The sequence below is a fragment of the Synechococcus sp. MIT2312 genome, from assembly GCF_059772315.1.
Genome location: NZ_CM186281.1, coordinates 953,054 through 973,596, shown reverse-complemented (window position 1 = coordinate 973,596; position 20,543 = coordinate 953,054). Strand labels below are relative to the sequence as shown.

27 protein-coding genes are annotated in these 20,543 nt (G+C 59.5%); 14 read left to right on the top strand and 13 right to left on the bottom strand.

What is annotated here, in order from left to right; all coding sequences use genetic code 11:
• Positions 1-3: 3 nt before the first annotated feature.
• Both ilvN and AC6EI9_RS05820 read right to left on the bottom strand, forming a co-directional pair.
• Positions 4-534, bottom strand: coding sequence for an acetolactate synthase small subunit (gene ilvN, locus AC6EI9_RS05825; RefSeq protein ID WP_498469557.1), 531 nt, complete (start codon positions 532-534; stop codon positions 4-6).
• Complete coding sequence (locus AC6EI9_RS05820) at positions 531-1,511, bottom strand: alpha/beta fold hydrolase (protein ID WP_498469556.1); 981 nt, start codon at positions 1,509-1,511, stop codon at positions 531-533. The genes ilvN and AC6EI9_RS05820 overlap by 4 nt, the downstream gene beginning before the upstream one ends.
• Between AC6EI9_RS05820 and AC6EI9_RS05815 the strand changes: the two genes are divergently transcribed.
• The 5 genes from AC6EI9_RS05815 to AC6EI9_RS05795 all read left to right on the top strand — a co-directional run bounded on the left by AC6EI9_RS05815 (position 1,480) and on the right by AC6EI9_RS05795 (position 4,904).
• Entirely contained in the window at positions 1,480-2,688 is a 1,209-nt protein-coding gene (locus AC6EI9_RS05815; protein WP_498469555.1) for a N2,N2-dimethylguanosine tRNA methyltransferase, read from the top strand. The two genes, AC6EI9_RS05820 and AC6EI9_RS05815, sit on opposite strands and share 32 nt — an antisense overlap.
• A gap of 27 nt (positions 2,689-2,715) precedes the next feature.
• Positions 2,716-2,814 carry a cytochrome b6-f complex subunit PetM gene (gene petM, locus AC6EI9_RS05810; RefSeq protein WP_011933540.1) on the top strand — a complete coding sequence of 33 codons (99 nt, stop codon included), beginning with the start codon at positions 2,716-2,718 and terminating at the stop codon, positions 2,812-2,814.
• Positions 2,815-2,869: 55 nt separating this feature from the next.
• On the top strand, positions 2,870-3,832 hold the full coding sequence (locus AC6EI9_RS05805) for an NAD(P)H-binding protein (protein ID WP_498469554.1): 963 nt from the start codon (positions 2,870-2,872) through the stop codon (positions 3,830-3,832).
• A gap of 77 nt (positions 3,833-3,909) precedes the next feature.
• Complete coding sequence (locus AC6EI9_RS05800) at positions 3,910-4,125, top strand: DUF8669 family protein (RefSeq protein WP_067097622.1); 216 nt, start codon at positions 3,910-3,912, stop codon at positions 4,123-4,125.
• Positions 4,125-4,904, top strand: a complete 780-nt coding sequence (locus AC6EI9_RS05795; protein ID WP_498469553.1) for a methyltransferase domain-containing protein — start codon at positions 4,125-4,127, stop codon at positions 4,902-4,904. Before AC6EI9_RS05800 ends, AC6EI9_RS05795 begins: the two co-directional genes overlap by 1 nt.
• On the opposite strand, the gene AC6EI9_RS05790 is transcribed toward AC6EI9_RS05795, so the two are convergent.
• Positions 4,879-5,514 carry a pseudouridine synthase gene (locus AC6EI9_RS05790; RefSeq protein ID WP_498469941.1) on the bottom strand — a complete coding sequence of 212 codons (636 nt, stop codon included), beginning with the start codon at positions 5,512-5,514 and terminating at the stop codon, positions 4,879-4,881. The two genes, AC6EI9_RS05795 and AC6EI9_RS05790, sit on opposite strands and share 26 nt — an antisense overlap.
• Entirely contained in the window at positions 5,493-5,741 is a 249-nt protein-coding gene (locus tag AC6EI9_RS05785) for a Nif11-like leader peptide family natural product precursor (RefSeq protein ID WP_498469940.1), read from the bottom strand. The genes AC6EI9_RS05790 and AC6EI9_RS05785 overlap by 22 nt, the downstream gene beginning before the upstream one ends.
• A gap of 228 nt (positions 5,742-5,969) precedes the next feature.
• Between AC6EI9_RS05785 and infA the strand changes: the two genes are divergently transcribed.
• The gene (infA, locus tag AC6EI9_RS05780) at positions 5,970-6,239 is read left to right on the top strand and encodes a translation initiation factor IF-1 (protein ID WP_006041809.1); all 270 of its coding nucleotides are present in this window, start codon (positions 5,970-5,972) and stop codon (positions 6,237-6,239) included.
• Between the two features lie 3 nt (positions 6,240-6,242).
• Here infA and trxB read toward each other — a convergent pair whose 3' ends face one another.
• From trxB to AC6EI9_RS05765, 3 genes are all read right to left on the bottom strand, one after another.
• Positions 6,243-7,604, bottom strand: coding sequence for a thioredoxin-disulfide reductase (gene trxB / locus AC6EI9_RS05775; protein ID WP_498469552.1), 1,362 nt, complete (start codon positions 7,602-7,604; stop codon positions 6,243-6,245).
• A 162-nt stretch (positions 7,605-7,766) separates the two neighbouring features.
• On the bottom strand, positions 7,767-8,015 hold the full coding sequence (locus AC6EI9_RS05770; RefSeq protein ID WP_498469551.1) for a DUF8673 family protein: 249 nt from the start codon (positions 8,013-8,015) through the stop codon (positions 7,767-7,769).
• A gap of 96 nt (positions 8,016-8,111) precedes the next feature.
• Complete coding sequence (locus AC6EI9_RS05765) at positions 8,112-9,467, bottom strand: DEAD/DEAH box helicase (protein ID WP_498469939.1); 1,356 nt, start codon at positions 9,465-9,467, stop codon at positions 8,112-8,114.
• Between AC6EI9_RS05765 and AC6EI9_RS05760 the strand changes: the two genes are divergently transcribed.
• The gene (locus AC6EI9_RS05760) at positions 9,411-9,569 is read left to right on the top strand and encodes a hypothetical protein (protein ID WP_498469550.1); all 159 of its coding nucleotides are present in this window, start codon (positions 9,411-9,413) and stop codon (positions 9,567-9,569) included. The two genes, AC6EI9_RS05765 and AC6EI9_RS05760, sit on opposite strands and share 57 nt — an antisense overlap.
• 78 nt (positions 9,570-9,647) lie before the next feature.
• Complete coding sequence (locus tag AC6EI9_RS05755; RefSeq protein WP_498469549.1) at positions 9,648-9,824, top strand: hypothetical protein; 177 nt, start codon at positions 9,648-9,650, stop codon at positions 9,822-9,824.
• A gap of 29 nt (positions 9,825-9,853) precedes the next feature.
• On the opposite strand, the gene AC6EI9_RS05750 is transcribed toward AC6EI9_RS05755, so the two are convergent.
• Positions 9,854-10,432 carry an EF-1 guanine nucleotide exchange domain-containing protein gene (locus AC6EI9_RS05750; protein WP_498469548.1) on the bottom strand — a complete coding sequence of 193 codons (579 nt, stop codon included), beginning with the start codon at positions 10,430-10,432 and terminating at the stop codon, positions 9,854-9,856.
• A 146-nt stretch (positions 10,433-10,578) separates the two neighbouring features.
• Here AC6EI9_RS05750 and AC6EI9_RS05745 point away from each other — a divergent pair, with 146 nt between their 5' ends.
• From AC6EI9_RS05745 to AC6EI9_RS05730, 4 genes are read left to right on the top strand one after another with little or no spacing between them, the layout of a single operon-like run.
• Entirely contained in the window at positions 10,579-11,697 is a 1,119-nt protein-coding gene (locus tag AC6EI9_RS05745; RefSeq protein ID WP_498469547.1) for a Re/Si-specific NAD(P)(+) transhydrogenase subunit alpha, read from the top strand.
• Positions 11,697-12,041 (top strand): NAD(P) transhydrogenase subunit alpha part 2, encoded by a 345-nt coding sequence (locus AC6EI9_RS05740; RefSeq protein WP_369813443.1) that lies wholly within the window; start codon positions 11,697-11,699, stop codon positions 12,039-12,041. The genes AC6EI9_RS05745 and AC6EI9_RS05740 overlap by 1 nt, the downstream gene beginning before the upstream one ends.
• Positions 12,041-13,462 carry an NAD(P)(+) transhydrogenase (Re/Si-specific) subunit beta gene (locus tag AC6EI9_RS05735; protein WP_498469546.1) on the top strand — a complete coding sequence of 474 codons (1,422 nt, stop codon included), beginning with the start codon at positions 12,041-12,043 and terminating at the stop codon, positions 13,460-13,462. The genes AC6EI9_RS05740 and AC6EI9_RS05735 overlap by 1 nt, the downstream gene beginning before the upstream one ends.
• A 24-nt stretch (positions 13,463-13,486) precedes the next feature.
• Positions 13,487-14,644 (top strand): YheT family hydrolase, encoded by a 1,158-nt coding sequence (locus AC6EI9_RS05730; RefSeq protein ID WP_498469545.1) that lies wholly within the window; start codon positions 13,487-13,489, stop codon positions 14,642-14,644.
• On the opposite strand, the gene AC6EI9_RS05725 is transcribed toward AC6EI9_RS05730, so the two are convergent.
• Both AC6EI9_RS05725 and AC6EI9_RS05720 read right to left on the bottom strand, forming a co-directional pair.
• The gene (locus AC6EI9_RS05725; RefSeq protein ID WP_498469544.1) at positions 14,622-14,963 is read right to left on the bottom strand and encodes a (2Fe-2S) ferredoxin domain-containing protein; all 342 of its coding nucleotides are present in this window, start codon (positions 14,961-14,963) and stop codon (positions 14,622-14,624) included. The genes AC6EI9_RS05730 and AC6EI9_RS05725 overlap by 23 nt on opposite strands.
• Complete coding sequence (locus AC6EI9_RS05720; RefSeq protein WP_498469938.1) at positions 14,960-16,213, bottom strand: 1-deoxy-D-xylulose-5-phosphate reductoisomerase; 1,254 nt, start codon at positions 16,211-16,213, stop codon at positions 14,960-14,962. The genes AC6EI9_RS05725 and AC6EI9_RS05720 overlap by 4 nt, the downstream gene beginning before the upstream one ends.
• Positions 16,214-16,295: 82 nt before the next feature.
• On the opposite strand from AC6EI9_RS05720, the gene AC6EI9_RS05715 reads away from it, so the two are divergent.
• Positions 16,296-17,642 carry a sodium-dependent transporter gene (locus AC6EI9_RS05715; RefSeq protein ID WP_498469543.1) on the top strand — a complete coding sequence of 449 codons (1,347 nt, stop codon included), beginning with the start codon at positions 16,296-16,298 and terminating at the stop codon, positions 17,640-17,642.
• Between the two features lie 62 nt (positions 17,643-17,704).
• Here AC6EI9_RS05715 and AC6EI9_RS05710 read toward each other — a convergent pair whose 3' ends face one another.
• Complete coding sequence (locus tag AC6EI9_RS05710; protein WP_498469937.1) at positions 17,705-18,118, bottom strand: DUF2721 domain-containing protein; 414 nt, start codon at positions 18,116-18,118, stop codon at positions 17,705-17,707.
• A gap of 83 nt (positions 18,119-18,201) precedes the next feature.
• Between AC6EI9_RS05710 and AC6EI9_RS05705 the strand changes: the two genes are divergently transcribed.
• Complete coding sequence (locus AC6EI9_RS05705) at positions 18,202-18,441, top strand: hypothetical protein (protein WP_498469936.1); 240 nt, start codon at positions 18,202-18,204, stop codon at positions 18,439-18,441.
• Here the strand turns inward: AC6EI9_RS05705 and cysS are convergent, their stop codons facing one another.
• Positions 18,442-19,938, bottom strand: coding sequence for a cysteine--tRNA ligase (gene cysS, locus AC6EI9_RS05700; RefSeq protein WP_498469935.1), 1,497 nt, complete (start codon positions 19,936-19,938; stop codon positions 18,442-18,444).
• Between the two features lie 214 nt (positions 19,939-20,152).
• Positions 20,153-20,539: a hypothetical protein gene (locus tag AC6EI9_RS05695; RefSeq protein WP_498469542.1), complete on the bottom strand. Its 387-nt coding sequence runs from the start codon at positions 20,537-20,539 to the stop codon at positions 20,153-20,155.
• Between the last annotated feature and the right edge of the window lie 4 nt (positions 20,540-20,543).

The window sequence follows — 20,543 nt, the reverse complement described above, 5'->3', positions numbered from 1 at the left end:
AGTTCAGGCGGGCACGCGCCCGCCACTGCTTGAAGCCTTGAGCATTTCAGTGTTCACTCCAGACGCTCTTTCCAGTGCGACCCTGCCGGTTCGGGCGATTTCTTCGATGCCGTAGGGAGCCATCAGTCGTTCCAGAGCCACCAGCTTTCCTGGGTCACCGACAACCTCGAGGGTCAGTGCATCGTCTGCGACGTCGACCACCTTGGCTCTGAAAACTTGAACCAATTCAAGGATTGCGCTGCGCTGGGCCGCCGGCGCGGAGACTTTCATCAACATCAACTCCCGTTCGACGGCAGGCCGCTGGGAGAGGTCGAGAACCTGCAGCACGTTGACAAGCTTGTCGAGCTGCTTGGTCATCTGTTGAAGAGTCTGCTCGTCACCCTCGACCACCATGGTCAGTCGTGAGCGGCCAACAGCCTCAGCAGGACCAACCGCAAGGCTGTCGATGTTGAAGCCGCGGCGAGCGAACAGGCCGGCGATACGGCTGAGGGCGCCGGATTCGTCCTCCACCAGAACCGACAGAGTGTGCTTCATGCCTGGTGACCGATCCCTGGTGCGCTTGTGCCTCCCAAATTACGGTCCAGCCAGTGCAGCAACTCCAGGTGAAAGCGCTCTGGAGTTTCGTCGTGGGGGCAATGGCCGGCGTTTTCGATCACCTTGAGCTCCACCCATGGGTGCTGGGATCTGACCAATTCGCCGATCATCAGCGGCACGAATCGGTCCTGGCGTCCCCAAAGCAACAGCACCGGAGGAGCGTTGCCCATGGCCTTCAGCCTTTGCAGCAGCACGGGGGCGGTGGCGTCTCGGGGGCGGAGAGCCATGCCCACACTCATGGCACGAAGGCTTCTGGCAGCTGTCACCCTGAGGGCAGGTTGGGCGATCAGGGCCTGCAACTCCCGGTCGGCTCGAATTGATCGCTGATAAGCACCCTGAAGCCCGGCCCGCAGCAGAGGAGTTCGCGCGATCAGCGGCACGATCAGTTCCAGCGGCAACAGGCGGCAGATCGCTGTCACCGTGATGCGGCGCAACCGCACCAGCCATCGGGACGGCTGTTGTTGCAGGGGGCGCAGCAGGGTGGGGTCCGGTAGAGGCGCTGCGACGGCCGCTTTCACCAGTTCGGGTCGCAGCGCAGCGGTGGTCAGAACCGTGAGGCCCCCGAGAGAGTTGCCCACAAGCACCGCCGGTTGCTGAACCACCTCTTCGAGAAATGCGGCCAGTTGCCTCGACCACAATCTGTTGTCGAGTGAGAAGTGCCGATTGAGTCCGGGCTGGTCGGAGCGTCCGAAGCCGATCAGGTCGAGACTGAACACCCGATAGCCAGCTGTGGCAAGGGCTCCGGCGTTATGTCTCCAGTGGCTGCTGCTGGCGCCAAAGCCGTGAATCAGCACGATGGGCGGAGCCGAGGGGTGCCCGAGAACCCGCCAGTGACAGCTGAGGTCCTTCCATCGCCATGTGCTGGCTTCTCCCCAGTCGGCACCGGTGGAGGCAGGCTGGAGAGCGGTTGCGTGCACGCACCTGGAAGCGCCGGATTCTCACTATCGCGAAGGAGCTGTCTGTCTGCAGACGGGATCCGGTTTTTTCCGCAGGGATTCGCGACCCTCAAGGGATCTTTCGGTTCTGTTGGCGGCTCAGCAGGCGTCAGGGGCGCAACGGCCACTGCGCTGGCTTGACCTGATGGCCGGTTGTGGAATCCGTGGTCTCCGCTGGGGTCTCGAAGCTTGTCCCGAATCCAGACCCGATCTGGAGCTTTGGTTGAACGATGCCGATCCAGATCGCAGCTCATTGCTGGCATCGAACCTTCAGCTTCTGCAGGGTGTTCGTGGTGTGTCGTTAACGAACTCCAGCTGGGCTGCGGAGCGTTTGCTGCGCCAGGCCTACCTCGATCAGACCTTCTTCGATCTGATTGATCTGGATGCCTTCGGTTGTCCAAATCCCCTGCTTCAGTCGGCCTTGGCCGTGCTGCGCTTTAACGGGTTGCTTGTTCTCGCCAGCACGGATGGACGTTCGCCAACCGGCCATGACCGCCGTGCGGCGCTGCGTCATTTCGGGGCAGCAGCGCGAGCCCATCCCGCCAGCTGGGAGCTGGCTCTGCGACTTCAGCTGGCAGTGCTGGCCAGAGAAGCCTGGCAATCAGGCCGGGGGCTTGAACCCATTGCCAGTTTCAGTGAAGGACGCACATTCCGGCTTGTGGTGCGGTTGCGCCAGCGCCTGGCCGCTGATGAGGAGTTGCAGCTGGGTCTGCTGGCACGATGCGAGCGCTGTGGGGATCAAGCGGTGCAATCGCTGTTGAAGCTCTCGGGCTGGAGATCCTGTCGCTGCACGGATGGCAAGGGCAGATGGTCGGTGACAGGACCGCTCTGGATTGGGCCTCTGCAGATGCCTGCAGTTCTGGATCAGTTGCTCAACCTTGCCGGCTCGCAGCCAGAGACCCTGTCAACTGCTGGGCGGCGTCTGCTGCTACGCCTGCAGAGGGACTGCGGATTGCCGGTTTGCTGCTGGTCCACCGCTGAGCTTGCCAGTCGGCTCTCTCTTGCCGGACCACCTCCGCTGGAGGAGCTGGTTCAGTCGCTGCTGAGCTCAGGTCACAAGGCATGCCCCAGCGCCGTGATGACCGGCCAGTTGCGCACCGATGCGCCGATGGCTGAGTTATTACAACAATGCGTTGAACACATGACTGGAGATCGTTAAATAGGTGCTGATTCAGAGCGCTGTTCGATGGCTTCGGAGATTTTCGGAATTGCAGCTGTGTTTTGGGTGCTCATTCCCGTGGGTCTGGCGGGTGGGGCCCTGCTGCTGAAGCTTCAGAAGGACTGATCTCCGCAGTGCGCGGGAACGCCAACTAAGCTCCTCGCTGGACTTTGAAAGCCCTATGCAGGTTCTTGTGGTCGGTGGAACAGGAACCTTGGGCAGGCAGATCGCCCGCAGGGCTCTCGATCAAGGTCATGACGTTCGCTGCATGGTGCGAATCCCACGGAAAGCACCTTTCCTGCAGGAGTGGGGTTGTGAGCTCACTCGAGGTGATCTGCTCAATCCAGCCAGCCTTGATTACGCCCTCGACGGAGTGGATGCCGTGATCGATGCGGCCACCAGCCGCCCCGACGACCCCAAGAGCATCTATCAAACAGACTGGGACGGAAAACTCAATCTGCTCAGAGCCTGTGAGCGCGCAGGAGTCAACCGTTTCGTGTTCCTCTCGCTTCTTGATGCGGAACAGCATCGTGATGTGCCGTTGATGGACATCAAGTACTGCACTGAGAAACTTCTGAGGGAATCAGAATTTGATTACACCATTCTTCAGGGAGTGGCGTTCATGCAGGGCGTGATCAGTCAGTTCGCCATTCCTGTCCTGGAGAGTCAGACCGTTTGGGTGAGCGGCAGTCCCACCTCCATCGCCTATATGAACACCCAGGACATGGCACGTTTCGCCGTGGCTGCACTCGACCATGAGGAGACGGTGCGCAAGACATTTCCTGTGGTCGGGCCCAAGGCCTGGAACAGCGGTGAGGTTGTTCAGCTCTGCGAACGCGCTGCTGATAAGTCTGCGCGAGTGTTTCGAGTCCCCTCCTTCATCATGCGATTCACCGAAGGGATGTGTTCCTTCTTTGAGCCTGCCGTGAACGTGGCCGAGCGTTTGGCATTTGCTGAGGTGTCGGGAGGTGGTGTTTCGATGGATGCACCGATGGAAGAGACCTACCAGAGCTTCGGCATTGATCCCGGCGAGATCACTCACCTTGAGGACTATGTCAAGGAGTACTACGACTCCATCCTCAAGCGACTCAGGGCGATGGAAGCCGATCTCGACAAGGACGCCAAGAAGAAACTGCCGTTCTGATTGAAGCCGAACTTCGCCCAACTAGTTGATGCGTACTAGTCAGTTCGATACATTGATCCCATCTGCCTTCCCTGAAGATGTCTGCCGCTCAAGTCAAGAATCTGCAGCGACGTCTCGACAACCTTGCCCGTGAAGCCGAGACGGAGCTCGATCGCGCCTGTGGCCATGATCTCTGGCGCAATGTTGGCTTCGATGCCTTCGACAGCCTTGAGGACAGCGACCGCCGAGCGAGCGCGAATTACTACTACGGTCAGTGGTCGACTGTGCGCGAATTGCTGGAGGCCCTCGGCTGATGAGCGAAGGATGTTGTGGACCGGCTCTGGATCAGACCCAGGCCGTTGAAGAACGCTATGGAGCTGCAGCACTGGAGCAGGAAGCCTGCCTGTGTACGCCAGTCGCCTTTGATGCGTCCTTGCTCCAAGTCATCCCCGAGGAGGTGGTGGAGCGTGATTACGGCTGCGGCGACCCGACGCGTTGGGTTCGTTCCGGTGACACCGTGCTGGATCTGGGCAGTGGCAGCGGCAAAAATGCCTTTATCTGTGCCCAGGTCGTGGGTGGCCGTGGCGCTGTGATTGGCGTGGATCGCAATGCCGACATGCTGGAACTTGCCCGAGCTGCCGCGCCTGTGGTGGCCGAGAGAATCGGTTACAGCAACGTTCGTTTTCTGGAGGGGGCGATCGAAGCCCTGGATGCGCCAACCCCGACGGGTGAGCTGCTGATTCCCTCAGCCAGTGTGGATGTGGTACTCAGCAATTGTGTGCTCAATCTGGTGAATCCTTCAGCACGTTCGGCTCTGCTCGCCAACATCCGCAGAGTGCTGCGTCCCTCAGGCCGCGTCGCCATCAGCGACATTGTCTGTGATCGCCCTGTTCCACAGCACCTTCAACAAGATCCAGATCTCTGGAGCGGTTGCATCAGTGGTGCCTGGGAGGAGGACGCCTTCCTCGCTGATTTCCGTGCACTCGGCTTTGAGAAGGTGAGCTACGCCGACCGCTCCGAGCAGCCCTGGCGTGTTGTGGAAGGCATCGAATTCCGTGCTGTCACGCTCACCGGCGTCTTGGCTGCCGTTTGAGCAGGGCTCCAAGGCGTTGATCCTCGTCGGACGTGACCTCGCGCCATTGACCTGACGCGAGGCCGCTGAGGTTGAGCGGTGGTCCTCCATCCATCAGATCAATGCTGTGGCGGATCAGTCGCAACGTTGGCAGCCCAACGGACGCCGTCATGCGACGCACCTGGCGGTTGCGCCCTTCCCTCAGGCTGAGTTGCAACCAGGTGGTGGGAATGCTTCGCCTGGTGCGGATGGGAGGGTTGCGTTCCCTGAGTGTCTGCTGGTGTTCAGCAGCAAGACGTTGAGCTCTTGCAGGCCTGGTGAGCTGCTGTTTGACCATCACCCCATCGCAAAGGGCATCCAGCTGCTGTTGGCCGGGGTTGCCCTCCACCTGCACCCAGTAAGTGCGCCAATGGCCGAAACGTGGATCTGTCAGTCGCTGTTGCAGACGACCATCGGCGGTGAGCAGGAGCAACCCTTCGCTGTCAGCGTCCAGACGACCTGCCGCATAGACATCAGGGACATTCACCCAGTCGGCAAGGCAGCCCCATCGGCTGCCGGCTTCCGGTGTGAACTGGCTCAGGACTCCGTATGGCTTGTGAAGCAGAAGTGTCAGGAGTGTTCGCCGAAGCAGATCAACAGCGCTTCGCCCCAGCTGGAGACATCGTTGAGATGATCATCGTGCAGGTGCTTCATTTTTTCGGCCTGCATTTTCATCATGGTGGCCTGGGTGAACACGTGACCTTTTTCCTTTGCCAGGTTCACCACATGCATGGGAGTCGCTGCCTGACGCACCTGATCGCGGACCTGGGAATCAGACTGCGTCAGGTTTACGAAAGAGGCGAGAGCGGACTCGGACACGGCGTTTTGGCGTTTCCAGAAGGTTAGGTGGATTTCTGGCGGGCACGCCACAGGTTCACAGCACCGATGGAAATCATCAGCAGCCCCAGATCCATGGAGAGGGGAGGGAGAATCATCGGCTTGTTTCAGGATCAGCCGACCTTAGGGAGAGGTCACCTGTCTTGGGGCTGCTCAGACAGCAGGCGGCCTCCTAAAATGCGGAAACGATTTGCAGGTCAATGCCGGCGCATGATTGAAACCTCGGGTGTGATCGAGAAGGAACAGGGCAACGGGTTTTACCTGGTGACCCTGGAGCAGCCCGCAGGTCATCAATGCCTTTGCCGCGCCGCTGGCAAGCTCACCAAGTTCAGAATCAAATTGCTGGCCGGAGACAAAGTGCTGGTGGAGATCAGCCCTTATGACCTGACCCGTGGCCGGATCACCTATAGGGAGCGCAACGCCGGTGCACCCGGAGGACGTCCCGGTGGTAACCGTCCGGGTGGGCCTCGTCGCCGTTGAGACTCAGGCTTTGCTGAGCACCGAGCGGATTGAGTCCATGAACTCACTGCGCTGCTTCACACCACGCCACTGCTGCTTCAGTTGCTTGTCGAAAAACAGCTGAACGGTCGGAGTGCCGTTCACTCCGGCCTGCTGTGCGATCTCCTGGTCAGCTTCGATATCGATTTCAATTCCCTGGGCTTCCCCGTGCAGCTCATCAAGCACTCGCTTCAGCTGGGGTTTGAGCACATGGCAGGGTCCGCAGCTCGGCGATGTATAGACGACCAGCAGTGGCCGAGTGCTGTCGTGATAAAGCTTTCGCAAGGCATAGCTGCCTTTCTGCCAGAGGGCGTTGGAGTCGTAGGTGGCCTCAGTGGTTTCAGCTGTGGTCTTTGGTGTTTCTGCTTTGGCTGGTTCGGCCTGTTCCCTGCTGACCAGTGTTGCCAGATTGTGATGAGAGAGCCAGCGTTCGGCGGCGAGGGCGGCCTGACAGCCACTGCCAGCGGCTGTGACACCCTGACGCCACTCTCCATCAGCGACATCACCTGCTGCGAACACGCCCTCCATGGAGGTTTCCGGCCGACCCGGTTGGGTGACCAGGTAACCGATGGGATCGCAGTCGAGCTGGTCGCGAACCAGTTCTGTGTTGGGCGTGTGTCCGATGGCATAAAACATGCCCCGAACAGCCAGCTCCTCGTCGAGTCCGCTGTCACGTCGATGCAGGTTGAGGCTGCTTAGCCAGTCATCACCTTGAACGTCGCTCACCTGAGTGTTCCAGTGCACGCTGATCTGGGGGTTGGCCTTAACGCGGTCGCTCATTGCTGCACTGGCGCGCAGACGGTCTGAACGCACCAGCAGATGGACATGGCTGCCGTATTTGGTGAGATAGACGGCTTCCTCACAAGCTGAATCGCCCCCGCCGACCACGGCTAATTCCTCGTTGCGGAACTGAGGTGTGGCGCCATCGCAGATGGCACAGGCGCTGATGCCCTTGCTCCAGAAGCGCTGCTCATTCGGCAGTCCGAGGCGATTGGCGCTGGCCCCTGTGGCGATGATCACGGATTGCGATTCAACGATCTGACCTTCAACTTCGATCCGGTAAGGACGCTGGCTGAGATCAATGCGGTCGGCGTCAGCTTCAAGCAGCCTTGTTCCCCAGCGCGTGGCCTGGGCTTTCATCAAGTCCATCAGGTCTGGACCGAGAACACCGTCAGGGAAGCCGGGGAAATTTTCAACATGGGTGGTGGTCATCAGCTGGCCACCAGGGATTCCCCCCCTCTGAAACCCTGTGATCAAAAGAGGATTGAGATTGGCGCGGGCGGCATAGATGGCAGCGGTGTAGCCGGCTGGGCCGGACCCCACAATCACCAAATTCTCAACCGCCATGCTTATCCGGAATGACTATGAGATGACTTTAATGTCCGCAACGTCTCGCCAGCGGGAACACCGAAAGCGATCAAATCATCAGTTTGAGTGAAATTTGTTCAACTCAGATGTACAAATTGGACCGAAATGCCTCAAGGTTTCGATACAAATTTCAGCCTTTCTTTAGATTTCAACAGCTCCGTCTGTTGCTCCGTCAAGTTCCAGGTGATGGTGTTTCCCTTGTGTTCGCTGAACACTCAAGACTGAGTCCTCAAGGAGTTCAGGGTGCTCCCCTAAGCAGGTAATCCATTCTCTGAATTCCTGCGTGAGTGCATAGCTGTCTTCATAGCGCTCAGCACTGTCCAGAACGGCAATCCGGGTTGTTGCCCAGCAGGTGGCAACGTTGACTCGACGTTCAATTGCTGCGTCCATGTCTGTCTCCCAGATGGCGACCAGGCTGATGGTTGATGGGTCCAAATTGGGCCGAATTTCGCAGAATGTCGCATTTTTTCTTGGGAAAGAATGTTTTCAGCGCTGCAAAAAACTGGGTAACTGTGGGGTTCGCATCCTGATCACAGCGCCCGCGCCGTCCTCAATCGCTTCCATCGGCAGCGATGGACCTCGCCAGTCACATCCCAGGTTGCTGTCGTTGTCCTCGGCGCTTTGCGGAGCTGCAATGCGGTAGGGCTCAGACAGAGACCAGCTGCGGGCGTATTGCATCAGCAATGGATCCGCAGGAGCGAACACATAGGAAGGTTCACGCGGAACCGCTTCCAGTGAGGCTCTTTCACCGCACATGCGCACGGCTCTGGTGATTCCCTGAACGAAACGACTGCGCGTCACCACGGTGGTCAGATAGGCGACCACCCTCAGCCGAGAGGCATCGAATCCTTCCGCGCACATGTCAATGCTCACCAGCCAGTCGGCGTCACCGCTCTGAAAGCCATTGAGGCGTTCAGGTGCTCCTGGGTCCTGGGAATGCACCAGATCGACCTGATCACCTTCCTCCTCCAGCAGCAAGGTGATGCTGCGGGCATGCTCGATATCGCGGGCGATCACCAGTCCGCCTGCGCGCGGGTGACGTTGGCGAACACTTTCGAGCTTGGTTCGGGCTCTCAGCAGCAGCAGCTGGGCAATGCTGCTGCTGTCGGAAAGACGAATGGCGCGGCGCAGATTCCTGGCTCTCCAGCTCTCTCTCTGCTCAGCTGACAGTGGCGAAACCTCTCGGTCCGGCAGTCCTTCCTGAGCGTGTTCCACCCAGCCGTCTTGAAAACGAAATTCGAGAGGACGAACATCACCGGCTTCGATCAGTTCTCGGGGTTCGACGGAAAGATCGGGATGGATCTGTTCCACCAGCTGACCGGCTTCCTCCACCCGCACCCTTCGGGCGGCGCAGAACGCCAGGTTGTCGGCACGAAACGGTGTTCCCGTTAAACCCAGACGCAAGCGGGCATGGCTGCTGAGCTCCAGAAATGTTCGTCCCCAAACCGGGCCGTCTGGTTCATCGGGGTCCACTCCCAGATGATGCGCTTCGTCGGCGATGGCCAGCAGCAGTTGCTGGTTCCAGCGGCTGAGTTCGGCTTTCAGGGCCTCCTGCTGGCGTCCGGCACCCTGGTAGCTGAGCAGCCATCCGTCCGCGGCTTCTGAGGCGCTGTCAGGCCCGTTCCAGAGATCAAGCTGCAGTCCCAGCTGGGCTGCAGCACCCTGCCACTGGCTGAGGATCGAGGTGCGATGGCAGAAGATCACAGCGCGTTGAAGCCTGCCCTCCGACTGCATCACCTGAAAAGACAGCAAGGCGCCAAGAGTTTTGCCAGCGCCTGGACCGGCATGAATCAGAACATCTCGGGCCGCAGTCGTCCCTGGGTCCAGCCGCCTGCGCAGCAGTTGGATGAGCTGCTGCTGCCATTGCCTGGGCCGAATCGGCCGGGATGGAAGCCCGGCACCAAGAGCGAAGGACGGAGTGTTGATGGCGGCGTTGAAAGATAGGTCTTTCTAACCATTCCAATCGGTTGCGCCACCCTTAACTTCCGACCATCAGCCCCTGGGGTTCGGCCCCCTGCCGCCATGGCCAGAAGCCTCCTCCGTTACTCATCCAGTCCAGAGTCTCGCCGCTGTCTAGAGCGTTGCTGGCCATTGGAATGCGACCTTGACCCGCTGATTCTTCGCGCGCGGCTTCTCCACGGCAAGGGCCGTCGTCCGCAGGCGTTAGCGGTGGAGGAGGAGCTTCAGCCGATGTTCTGAAGCTCCTTGCTCAAAGACTGCTCAAGATCTCAGAGCGATTCGGTGTGATTGCAGAGCAATCGTTCCACTTCCATGAAGCCTTCGGAAGCGGCCTTCTGAGCACGATCAACCTGCCCGCCTGCCGGTTCCAGGATTCTTGCTGTCAGTCGCTTCATCAGTTCAGCTCTGTTCTCTTCAAGAAGCGTCAGGATTTCCTTCTCGATCAAATGCCGTACGGCTTCCGCGCGCAGGTGGTCGTCAGAGGCTTCATCGAATGTTCCTTGGACGAGCTCCTGGATGAAGAGGCGATGCACCTCACTGCTGCGCAGAAAGCTCTCGGTGGCGTTGATGATTCCATCCACCAGGGTGCGATCCGGCTCGGAATCCAGCTCCCTGAGTTTGAACTCCCAGTCGAGATGACGTCGCTGCCAGCCCGCTGCATGCAGGCTTGGCATCACGGTCTGGGAGAACGTGTCCACCGACATTTCATAAATCCGTTCCGCCAGGCGCTCGCACCATTCGCGGCCGTGTTCAGCCAGAAGGTGTTCCATCGTGATGCGGTCCACGGCATGACCGCCGTGGTGGCTGTGGCAAACGCCATCAGGGCATTCGATTGCGGTGAGTCCCATGCTGTTGCAGACAGGACCCTCTCCCTAGCTACAGGCTTCAGGGTCAAACTCCCTTCTTCAGAAAAGATGCAGGCCTCCTCAACCCGTGACCTCGTAATCTCGACTGGGTCGGCGGCATCACGATCTTGCCCATACTGTTGATCCCGGTGGAGACCGCAGCGGGCGAAACCCGCGTTGCGGCCTCTCCGGAAACCGTCAAGAAATTCACTGCACTCGGTTGCAGAGTCGTTCTCGAGAAGGGGGCTGGACAATCTTCCGGCTATCTGGATCAGGCGTATGCCGAGGCCGGAGCGGAGCTTGTGCCCTGCGGAGACAGCACGGCCTGGTCTCAGGCCGATGTGTTGCTCTGTGTTCAGTCACCCGCGACGAAGACCTTCAATCAGCTCCGTCGCGGGGCTCTGGTGGTGGGTCTACTCGCTCCCTATGCGAATGCGGAGCTGGCTGCGGATCTGCAACAAGCAGGTCTGTCGGCCATGGCCCTTGAGCTGCTTCCTCGCATCAGCCGTGCTCAGTCCGCTGATGCATTGTCGTCTCAGGCCAATATCGCCGGCTACAAGTCGGTGCTGCTGGCCTCCGCGGCCCTGGACCGTTATTTCCCGATGCTGATGACGGCGGCCGGCACTGTTCAGCCGGCTCGCGTTGTGATTCTGGGCGCCGGAGTGGCTGGCCTGCAAGCGGTTGCCACAGCACGCCGGCTCGGTGCCGTTGTCTATGTCAGCGACATTCGCCCTGCGGTGAAGGAACAGGTGGAATCGCTTGGTGCCCGTTTCATCGATCCTCCTGAGATGGAGGACAAGCCTGCGGAGTCCGGTGGCTATGCCAAGCAGGCCTCTGATGCTTTCCTGGCAGCGCAACGCCAGCAGCTTTCAGACCAGTTGGCCGAGGCTGATGTGGCCATCTGCACGGCTCAGGTTCCAGGTCGTCGTGCTCCACGGCTGATCAGTGAGGACATGCTGGATCGCATGCGCCCGGGAGCTGTGGTTGTGGATCTGGCGGTTGCCCAGGGAGGTAACTGTGCCGACACCGTTGCCTCGAAGACCGTGGATCGCAACGGCGTGAAGCTGATCGGTGCCAACGATCTGCCCTGCACGGTTCCCAATCACGCCAGTGCGATGTACGCCCGCAATCTGCTGGCCTTGCTTCAACCGACGCTGAAGGATGGTCAGCTCACTCTCGACAGCGAAGACGAGCTGATTGCCGGATGCCTGATCAGTCAGGACGGCACCATCCGCCGCGGAGACGTTCTCACCCCTGGAGCCAATTGATGGATTCCCTTTTTCTCATGGGTGCGGCCACGGCCTCCCAAACACCACCTCTGGTGAATGCCCTCTGGGTGCTGCTGTTGGGAAGCCTGCTCGGCTTCGAGCTGATCGGCAAGGTTCCCCCCACGCTGCACACGCCATTGATGAGTGGTGCCAATGCCATCTCCGGCATCACGATGCTGGCCGCACTCACCGCGATCATCAAAGCCGATGGAAGCACTCCTCTGCTGGTTCTCGGCTCGGTCTCGCTTGGCTTCGCTCTCTTCAACGTGATCGGCGGCTTCCTGGTCACCGACCGCATGCTCGCCATGTTCAGCCGCAAGCCCGCACGCAAGGAGAACAGCTGATGGAGTTCCTGAACTACGCCATCGACCTTGTCGCTGTTCTGCTGCTGGCACTCGGCATCAAAGGTCTTTCCAAAGTGCGCTCCGCGCGCAGTGCCAATCAGCTTGCCGCTGTGGCCATGGCACTCGCTGTGATTGGTCTCTTGATCAGTTACGTGGGCACACCAAGCTTCGATGGGCAGGCCTGGGCTTGGATCATCGTCGGCACACTTGTCGGTGGAGTGCTGGGTGCAATCACGGCCCAGCGGGTTCCCATGACCTCCATGCCCGAAACCGTGGCGCTGTTCAACGGCTGTGGCGGCATGTCATCGCTGTTGGTGGCCCTGGCAGCGGCACTGTTCCCCGGAACGCTTGATGACGGCACGCTCGTGGCGGTTGTGTCGATTGTGATCTCCGTCTTCGTTGGCTCGATCACCTTCACAGGTTCGATCGTGGCAATGGCCAAGCTTCAGGGCTGGCTTTCAACGCCCCCCTGGATGCAGAGCAAGCTCCGCCATCTGGTCAACATCGCTCTGGCTGTTGTCTGTCTGGTGGCTGCGATCAAGTTGATCGCTTCCGCTGGCAGCAGTCAGGCCGCGTTGTGGTTGCTCGTGATCGCCTCCGGCCTGCTGGGCATCGGCGTCACCCTGCCGATCGGCGGCGCAGACATGCCTGTGGTGATCTCTCTGCTCAACAGCTATTCCGGTGTGGCCGCGGCTGCAGCTGGTTTTGTGGTCGGCAGCCAGCTTCTGATCGTCGCCGGTGCCATGGTCGGCGCCGCGGGTCTGATCCTGACTCAGGTGATGTGCAACGGCATGAATCGCTCACTGGTCTCGGTGCTGTTCGGTGGAGCTCTGGGAGCTGGCTCCTCCTCCGGCGGCGGCGGTGGTGAATACACCAACATCACCAGCTGCAGCGTTGAGGAGTGTGCGCTCACCCTCGAAGCGGCTGAGCGGGTGGTGATTGTGCCTGGTTACGGCCTCGCTGTAGCCCAGGCTCAGCACACGCTCAGGGAGGTCACCCGTTCCCTGGAAGCTGCCGGTATTCAGGTTGATTACGCCATTCATCCTGTGGCTGGGCGCATGCCGGGTCACATGAATGTGCTGCTCGCGGAAGCCGATGTGCCCTATGAGCAGCTCAAGGAAATGGACATCATCAACCCTGATTTCCCTGCCACGGATGTGGTTCTGGTGCTGGGGGCGAATGATGTCGTCAACCCTCAGGCCAAGAACGACCCTGAATCACCCCTCTATGGCATGCCCGTGCTTGATGTTCAGCAGGCACGCACGGTCTTTGTTGTGAAACGCGGCATGAGCGCTGGTTATTCAGGAATCAAGAACGACCTCTTTGAGCTTGCCAATACGTCCATGGTGTTCGGTGATGCCAAGAAAGTTCTGGGTGATCTGCTCGGTGAGCTGAAGGAGCTCGGTGTTGGTAAGAAGTGATCAGATCGGTCTGAACGGCCTTTGATGGGTTCCCATTCCCGCCTTCAGCACAACCCCCAGTTGCTTGGGCAACTGGGGGTTGTCACTTATCAACAACGCTGGCCTTGGATCGGCGGAGACCTGCAAACTCTCCGCGACACGATTCGGACGGTTCCTTTGCCCGAGGACCAGGGAGAGCCGATTCGGATTGCTGTGCCTGCGCTGGCCAGTGGTGCAGCCGCAGCCGGCGAGTTGCTGGCTTTTCTGGATCGTCCCCTGCCAACGCCTGCGGGTGATCCCGTATCCCCAAGAGCGCTTGTTCTGGCCCTTCATGGTCTCGGGGGTTCCAGCCGTCGGGAAGGCCTGCGGCGTCTGGTTCTCACCCTGCAGAGGCGGGGGTTTGCGGTGCTGAGGCTCAATCTGCGGGGAGCGGACCCCGGCAGAGATCTGGCCGGTGGCACCTACGCCGCCGCCTGCAACAGCGATCTGCTGCCAGTGATCGTCCGTGCCCGTGAGCTTTGTCGGCAGCTGGCCCCATCCAGTTCCGTTTTGCCCCTCTTCGGTGCTGGGGTTTCTCTTGGTGGCACGATGCTTTTGAACGGTTGTCTCTCCAGCCTTCAGGACAGGGCCATGGCCGGACTTCCCCCCGATCAGCTGGTGCTCGATGGATTGTTTTGCGCCAGCAGCCCCCTGGATCTGGCCGCCTGCAGCGCCTCGATTGAACGACCGCGCAACCGGGTGTATCAGCGCTGGCTGCTGCAACGCCTCGTACGGCAAACACTGGCCGACCCCTTCGGCGTGAGCCGGCAGGAGGATGAATCGCTGACCCAAACTCCTCCGCGCTCGATCCGCGCTTTTGATGCAGCGGTCACCGCTCCCCGCTGGGGGTTCGATTCTGTCGATGCCTATTACGCAAAGGCATCTCCGCTGCCATTTCTGCTCAATGATCGGCGCTCATTGCCGCCCACCCTGCTGCTTCAGTCTCTCGATGATCCCTGGGTGCCAGCGTCTGGAGCCGAGCGTTTGCTCTCAGCCCTCACGTCGCAGCCGGCTGCACAGCCTGACCCTGTGTCGGTTCTTCTCACGGCGAGAGGCGGCCACAACGGCTTCCATGCTCCCGGCGACAGCCTGGAGAGCGGATGCTGGTCTGATCGAGTGGCTTCTGCCTGGTTGAGCCAACTCAGCGCTGATCGGTCACGCTGAAAGGGCTGCGGCGGATCACCCAGTCTTCGCAGGGACGTCCACCGATCACATGCTCCTCGAGGATGCGTCGAATCCGTTCCGGCGTGACTCCTCCGTACCAGATGCCATCCGGCCAGATCAGCAACACCGGGCCCTGATCGCAGACGCGCAGACAGTCAGCTTTGCTGCGCAGGACCACCCCGCCTGGCCGGCCCGGTCGCTCCAGTGCCAGCTCTCTCACTCCAAGCTTCAGAGCCTCCCAGCTGGCTGCTCCAAGGGCAGGGTCACAGCATTTCGCTTTCGTAGCCGTTGCACAGAGCAGCAGGTGGTGACTGATCACGCCGCAATGGCAGTGAGCGGTAGTCGCCGTGTGCCCCGCTCAACCTGTTCGCGCACGGCGGTGCGGGCCCACTGATCGACGGACAGCACGTCATCCAGTTGCGGCTGGTCAATCCGGTCGGATTTGTGGCGTTCGCAGGCTGTTTCGATCAGATCGGGAATGTCGAGGAAATGAATCCGCTCTTCCAGGAACTGGGCCACTGCTTCCTCATTGGCGGCATTGAGCACAGCCGGCATGGTTCCACCGGCCCTGCCGGCGGCGTATGCCAGTTCCATGCAGGGGTATTTGGCGGGATCGGGTTTGTTGAAGGTGAGTTGCCCCACTTCGGTGAGATTCAGGCGACGCCAGGGTGTCTCCAGGCGCGAGGGCCAACTCATGCAGTAAAGGATCGGCAGCTTCATGTCTGGCCACCCCAGCTGCGCCAGGACGGAGGAGTCAGCCAGCTCGATCATCGAGTGAATGATGCTCTGCGGGTGAATGACGATTTCGATGTGGTCGTAGTCGAGGCCAAACAGATAGTGGGCTTCGATCACCTCCAGCCCTTTGTTCATCAGCGACGCTGAGTCCACGGTGATCTTTCGACCCATGCTCCAGTTGGGATGGGAGGTGGCATCGGCCACGGTGGCTTTCTCCAGATCGGCGGTTGCCCAATCACGGAACGCACCACCTGAAGCCGTGAGCTGGATCCGGCGCAGGCCCGGAGTGGGAACACCCGTGGAGAGGCGTGCATTGTCAGCCCAGGGGGTGCCCTGCAGGCACTGGAAGATGGCGGAGTGCTCGGAATCAGCGGGCAGAAGGCGGCTGCCGCTTTTCTTGAGCTCTGGCAGCACCACCGGACCCGCTGCGATCAGAGTTTCCTTGTTGGCCAGCGCCAGATCCTTTCCGGCCTGGATGGCCGCCAGGGTTGGCAGCAGCCCTGCACAGCCAACAATGCCGGTGACAACGAGGTCTGCCGTGTCCCAGGAGGCTGCAACATTCAGGCCGCCGGGACCGCCCACCAGCTCCGGTTGCCGTTGAGGCTTTTGATCTGCAGGAAGAGAGGCCAGCCGCTCCTCCAGTTCCTTGAGCAGAGATTCATCAGCAAGGGCTACCACCTCGGGGCTGTGTCGCTGGATCTGCTCCACGAGCAGGGGCAGGTTGCGACCAGCTGTCAGAGCCACCACCCGGAACTGTTCCGGGAACTCCTGAACGATTTCGAGAGTTTGAGTGCCGATTGAGCCGGTGGAGCCCAGCACGCTGATGGCTTTCACGCGGATCCTGGCGGTTGCAGCCATCCTCCCACTCCAATTCCAGTCCCTGGCAAACTTCGGCCAACGCACAGTCTTCACGGTCATGGCGGCAGCGCAGAAGGAGCACTGGGGATCGGGGCTGGGATTTGTCCTTGCGGCAGCCGGCAGTGCAGTGGGACTGGGCAATCTCTGGGGGTTCGCCTACAGGGCCTCCCAGGGAGGCGGAGGCAGTTTTGTTCTCCTTTACGTGCTGATCGTTGCGGTCATCTGCCTGCCGGTGCTGGTGGCTGAGATGGTGCTGGGCCGCAACACCGGTCGCAGCCCCCTGCTGGCTCCGGCCCAGGCGGCGGGCCACGACTGGAAACCGATGGGTTGGCTGTTTGTGGTCGCCGCCTGCGGAATCCTGGCTTTCTATGCCGTGCTGATGGGCTGGACCGCTCAGACCCTGATCCATGCCCTCAATGTGGGTCTTCCTCAAACCATGGAGGATGCTCAGCTGTTTTTCGACGGCATCAGTGGAGGTAACAGTGCGTTGGCAGGGCAGGCCATCAGCCTGCTGTTGACCGCTCTGGTGGTGTCGGCAGGAGTGCAGGCCGGAATTGAACGGCTGTCGCGCTGGGCGTTGCCGCTTCTCTTCCTGTTGTTGGTGGCCCTGGCGGTCTGGGCCAGCACTCTGCCAGGAGCCATCGAGGGTTACAGGACCTTCCTGCTGCGCTGGGACGGCAGGGAACTGATGAACATCACCACCATCCGGAATGCCTTCAGCCAGGCCTTCTTTTCGATCGGCACCGGCATCGGTTCGATCATGGCCTATTCGGCTTATCTCAACCGCAAGGCTCCCGTTCCTCAAGAAGCCGTCTCCGTGGTGGGGCTTGACACCGCGGTGGGTCTGCTGGCGGGCATGCTCACCTTCCCCGTGGTGATCAGCTTCGGTCTTGGGGATGCCGTGAGTGAGTCCACGATCGGCACGATCTTTCTGGCGCTGCCAACAGGACTGGCCTCCATCGGGACGACCGGACGCATTGTGGCTGTGGCCTTTTTCTTCCTGGCCTATCTCGCTGCGATTACGTCGTCGGTGTCCCTGCTGGAGGTCCCTGTGGCATCACTGATGGATCGCTGGAACTGGAGTCGGACCAAGGCCACCTGGATCAGCGCGGCGGTGATTTTTGTCATCGGCCTCCCCGCTGCGACGAATCTGCAGGTGCTCGGGGCCATGGATGCGCTGTTCGGCGGCGTGCTGCTGATTGCTGGCGGATTGCTGATTGCCGTGCTGATGGGATGGGTTGTGCCCCAGACCTTTCTTGCTGACCTCAAGGACAGCGAGGTCACGCAACCATCCACCAGTGGTCTGATCCTGTTCTTTCTGCGTTGGGTCTCACCGGTGGTGATCGCAGTCGGCCTGCTGATCAGCGTGGTGGATCTGATCCGTAACTGGACTGGACAGGGCTGAATTTCAGCCAATGCTCAGAACAGCCAATGCTCAGAACAGCCAATGCTCAGAACAGCCAGGACTCAGAACAGCCGATTGATATGGGCGGAGGCCATCCGCACCTCTTGCAGAAAACAGACCGACGCCAGCATCACCAGCAGCATTGCTGTGATGAACATCGGCACCACAACAAGTGTGAGGTTGATGCGGCTGATCACGCTGAAGAACATCACAGCCACCACGGCCGAGATCAGCAGGGTTGCAGCCGTGAGCAGCTCGATCGCGCGGATCGTGAGCTGCATGCGCCTGCGATACGTCCACTGCTCTCGTTCATCGATCGTTTCGCCTGCATCAAGGGCCGTTTTGGTTTTGCGCGCTCGATCAACAATCCTGGCGAGGCGGCCGGAGATCACATTCATCAATGCACCGATGCCTGCCAGCAGAAACACAGGAGCGACTGAAAGCTGAATGGCTTTGGACAGGCTCTCGGGTTGCATCGGCATCACGCCAGTCCTGGGCGAACCTTAGAGCTCATGCAACAGAAATCCGGTAGACAGGTGCCTTGATGCACCCCAACACGATGCTCTGGCTCAAGCGCTGGAATTTCATTGAGAGGGCCAGGCTTGAACGGGAGCTCTGGGATGCCTTCGAGGCCAAGCAGGACCCTGAAGCCAAGCTGGATCAACTCCAGAGCTGGATCGATGCCGCCGATCCCTCAGACCCCACCCTTGCTGAACAGCGCTTCAGGCTGGAGGTCTGGACAACCACCTTGGCGCGTATCCGCAAGATCGAGGCGATGATGACGTCGAAAGAGCGTTGATCAACAGCGACGCCATTCGGTAGCGCCGCCGGGTTTGTCGATCAGTTCGATCCCCTGACTGGAAAGTTCTGCTCGGATTCGGTCGGCTTCAGCAAAATTCTTGGCCTGCTTGGCGGCCTTGCGTGCAGAGATTGCGGCGTCGATTGCGCTGGTCTCTTCCGATGCAGCGTTGGAGTCTTCCATGGGTTGCTGAGGCTCATGGCGGAGTCCAAGCACCGCGGCTAGCTCGCGCAGCAACAGCCAGCGTTGACGCAGGGCTTTCAGCGCATCCTGGTCTTCAACCTGTTCTCCCCGCTCCAGACGGTTGGCCAGCGACCTCAGTGGTTTGGCCAGTTCAAACAGAACGGCAAGGCCTCCAGAGCTGTTCAGGTCCTGATCCATGGCCTCGGTAAAGCGCTCACGAGCAGCACCTAAGACTTCATCCACGGCCAAGTTCTGTGCCTGCATGGCTCCGGAAGGCAACGCTTCTGCTCCGCTCCAGCCCAGCTGTTCCGAATATTGACTGCCAAGGCCGAGAGCAGCATTCAGCCCTTTCCATCCGGTGCTTGCCGCCTCCAGAGCGTCTGCTGTGAAATCGAGTGGCTTGCGATAGTGCGCCTGGAGTACAAAAAGCCTCAGGGTCATCGCTGAGATTCCGCTGTCGAGCAGCGCGCGGATTGTTGTGAAGTTGCCGAGCGACTTCGACATTTTTGTACCGCCCACATTCACCATGCCGTTGTGCATCCAGACGCGGGCTAATTGAGCTTCGTTAGCGGTTTCTGATTGCGCGATCTCATTTTCATGGTGCGGAAAGACAAGATCTCCGCCACCGAGATGGATATCAATTGTTGTGCCGAATTCTTCGCGAACCATGGCGGAACATTCGATGTGCCAACCGGGTCGTCCTCGTCCCCAGGGTGATTCCCAGCCTGGTTCTCCCTCATTGGTTTTTTTCCAAAGCGCGAAGTCAAACGGGTGTCGCTTGCGTTCCTCTTCTCCTTCCTTGGTGCGGCCACTGGCTCCCTGTTGCTGCTCATTAGGGTCCCGACCACTCAACTGGCCATAGTTCCTTGCTTTGGAAATATCAAAATAAACATCGCCATCAGAGCTATAGGCGGCTCCCTTGGTTTCAAGTTCGCCAATTAACGTTTGAATGCCTGGGATGCAACATGTTGCACGTGGCATTTTGTCTGCAGGCAGAATATGGAGGCGAGCCATGTCGATTTCAAAGGCTTTGATGTTCTTCTCACTGACCTCCTCCATTGTTGATCCTTCGGAGTTAGCCTTGTTTAATATTTTGTCGTCAATATCTGTGTAGTTTTGAACAAAGGTGACGTCGTAATTGCGCCAGATGAGATAACGTCGCAACACGTCCCAGTTGATGTAACTGCGTGCATGCCCGAGGTGGCAGAGATCGTAAACCGTGACTCCACAGCAGTAGATCGTTGCCTTGCCGGCCTCCAGCGGTTCAAAGTCTTCGGTGCGATTGCTGAGGCTGTTTGTGAGGCGCAGTGGCAAAGGTCTGATCAGGCTCTTCAAGGAGGTTACGGCCCGTTCAGTCCTGGACCGCCCTTGATTCGCCTGGTTGCTGCCGAGTTGTTACCGATTTGTTGTCTTCGCTGGCTCTGATCGCTTCCGCTGGATCTTGATCGACAGCAGCTTGCCCATTGCTGTTGACGGCAGATTGATGGGCTGCATGGCATTTGGTGCAGGTTGTGATTGCTTTGACTGCTTATGTTGGCTTGAAACCGTTCCAGGATTGTCGATCAACGATTTTCAGCAGTCTTTCAAGAACTGAGCGTTTGAGGTCACTTTCTTCAGGCTCGCTGATTTGCACCAAGTATTCGTGCTGGCTCCCATTGCCTCGCTGTCTTGAGCAGATTACGGTCACGTCGTCGTAGCCAATGGGGAAGTCATTGTTGAGTGGAACTTTGAGGATCCATTCCGCAACAAATAAAAGAAAGTCGCATATCACTGGATTGATGTATTCCTCTTCTTCTCCCAGATCTCCGCACGCGATCATCTGTTCTTTGCTTTGCGGTGTGTAGGTGACGAATGAAAAACAAGATGGAGCACCGGTGGGCTGTAGGTGTAACCCATAAAAAGCTCTGCGGGTCATTGCA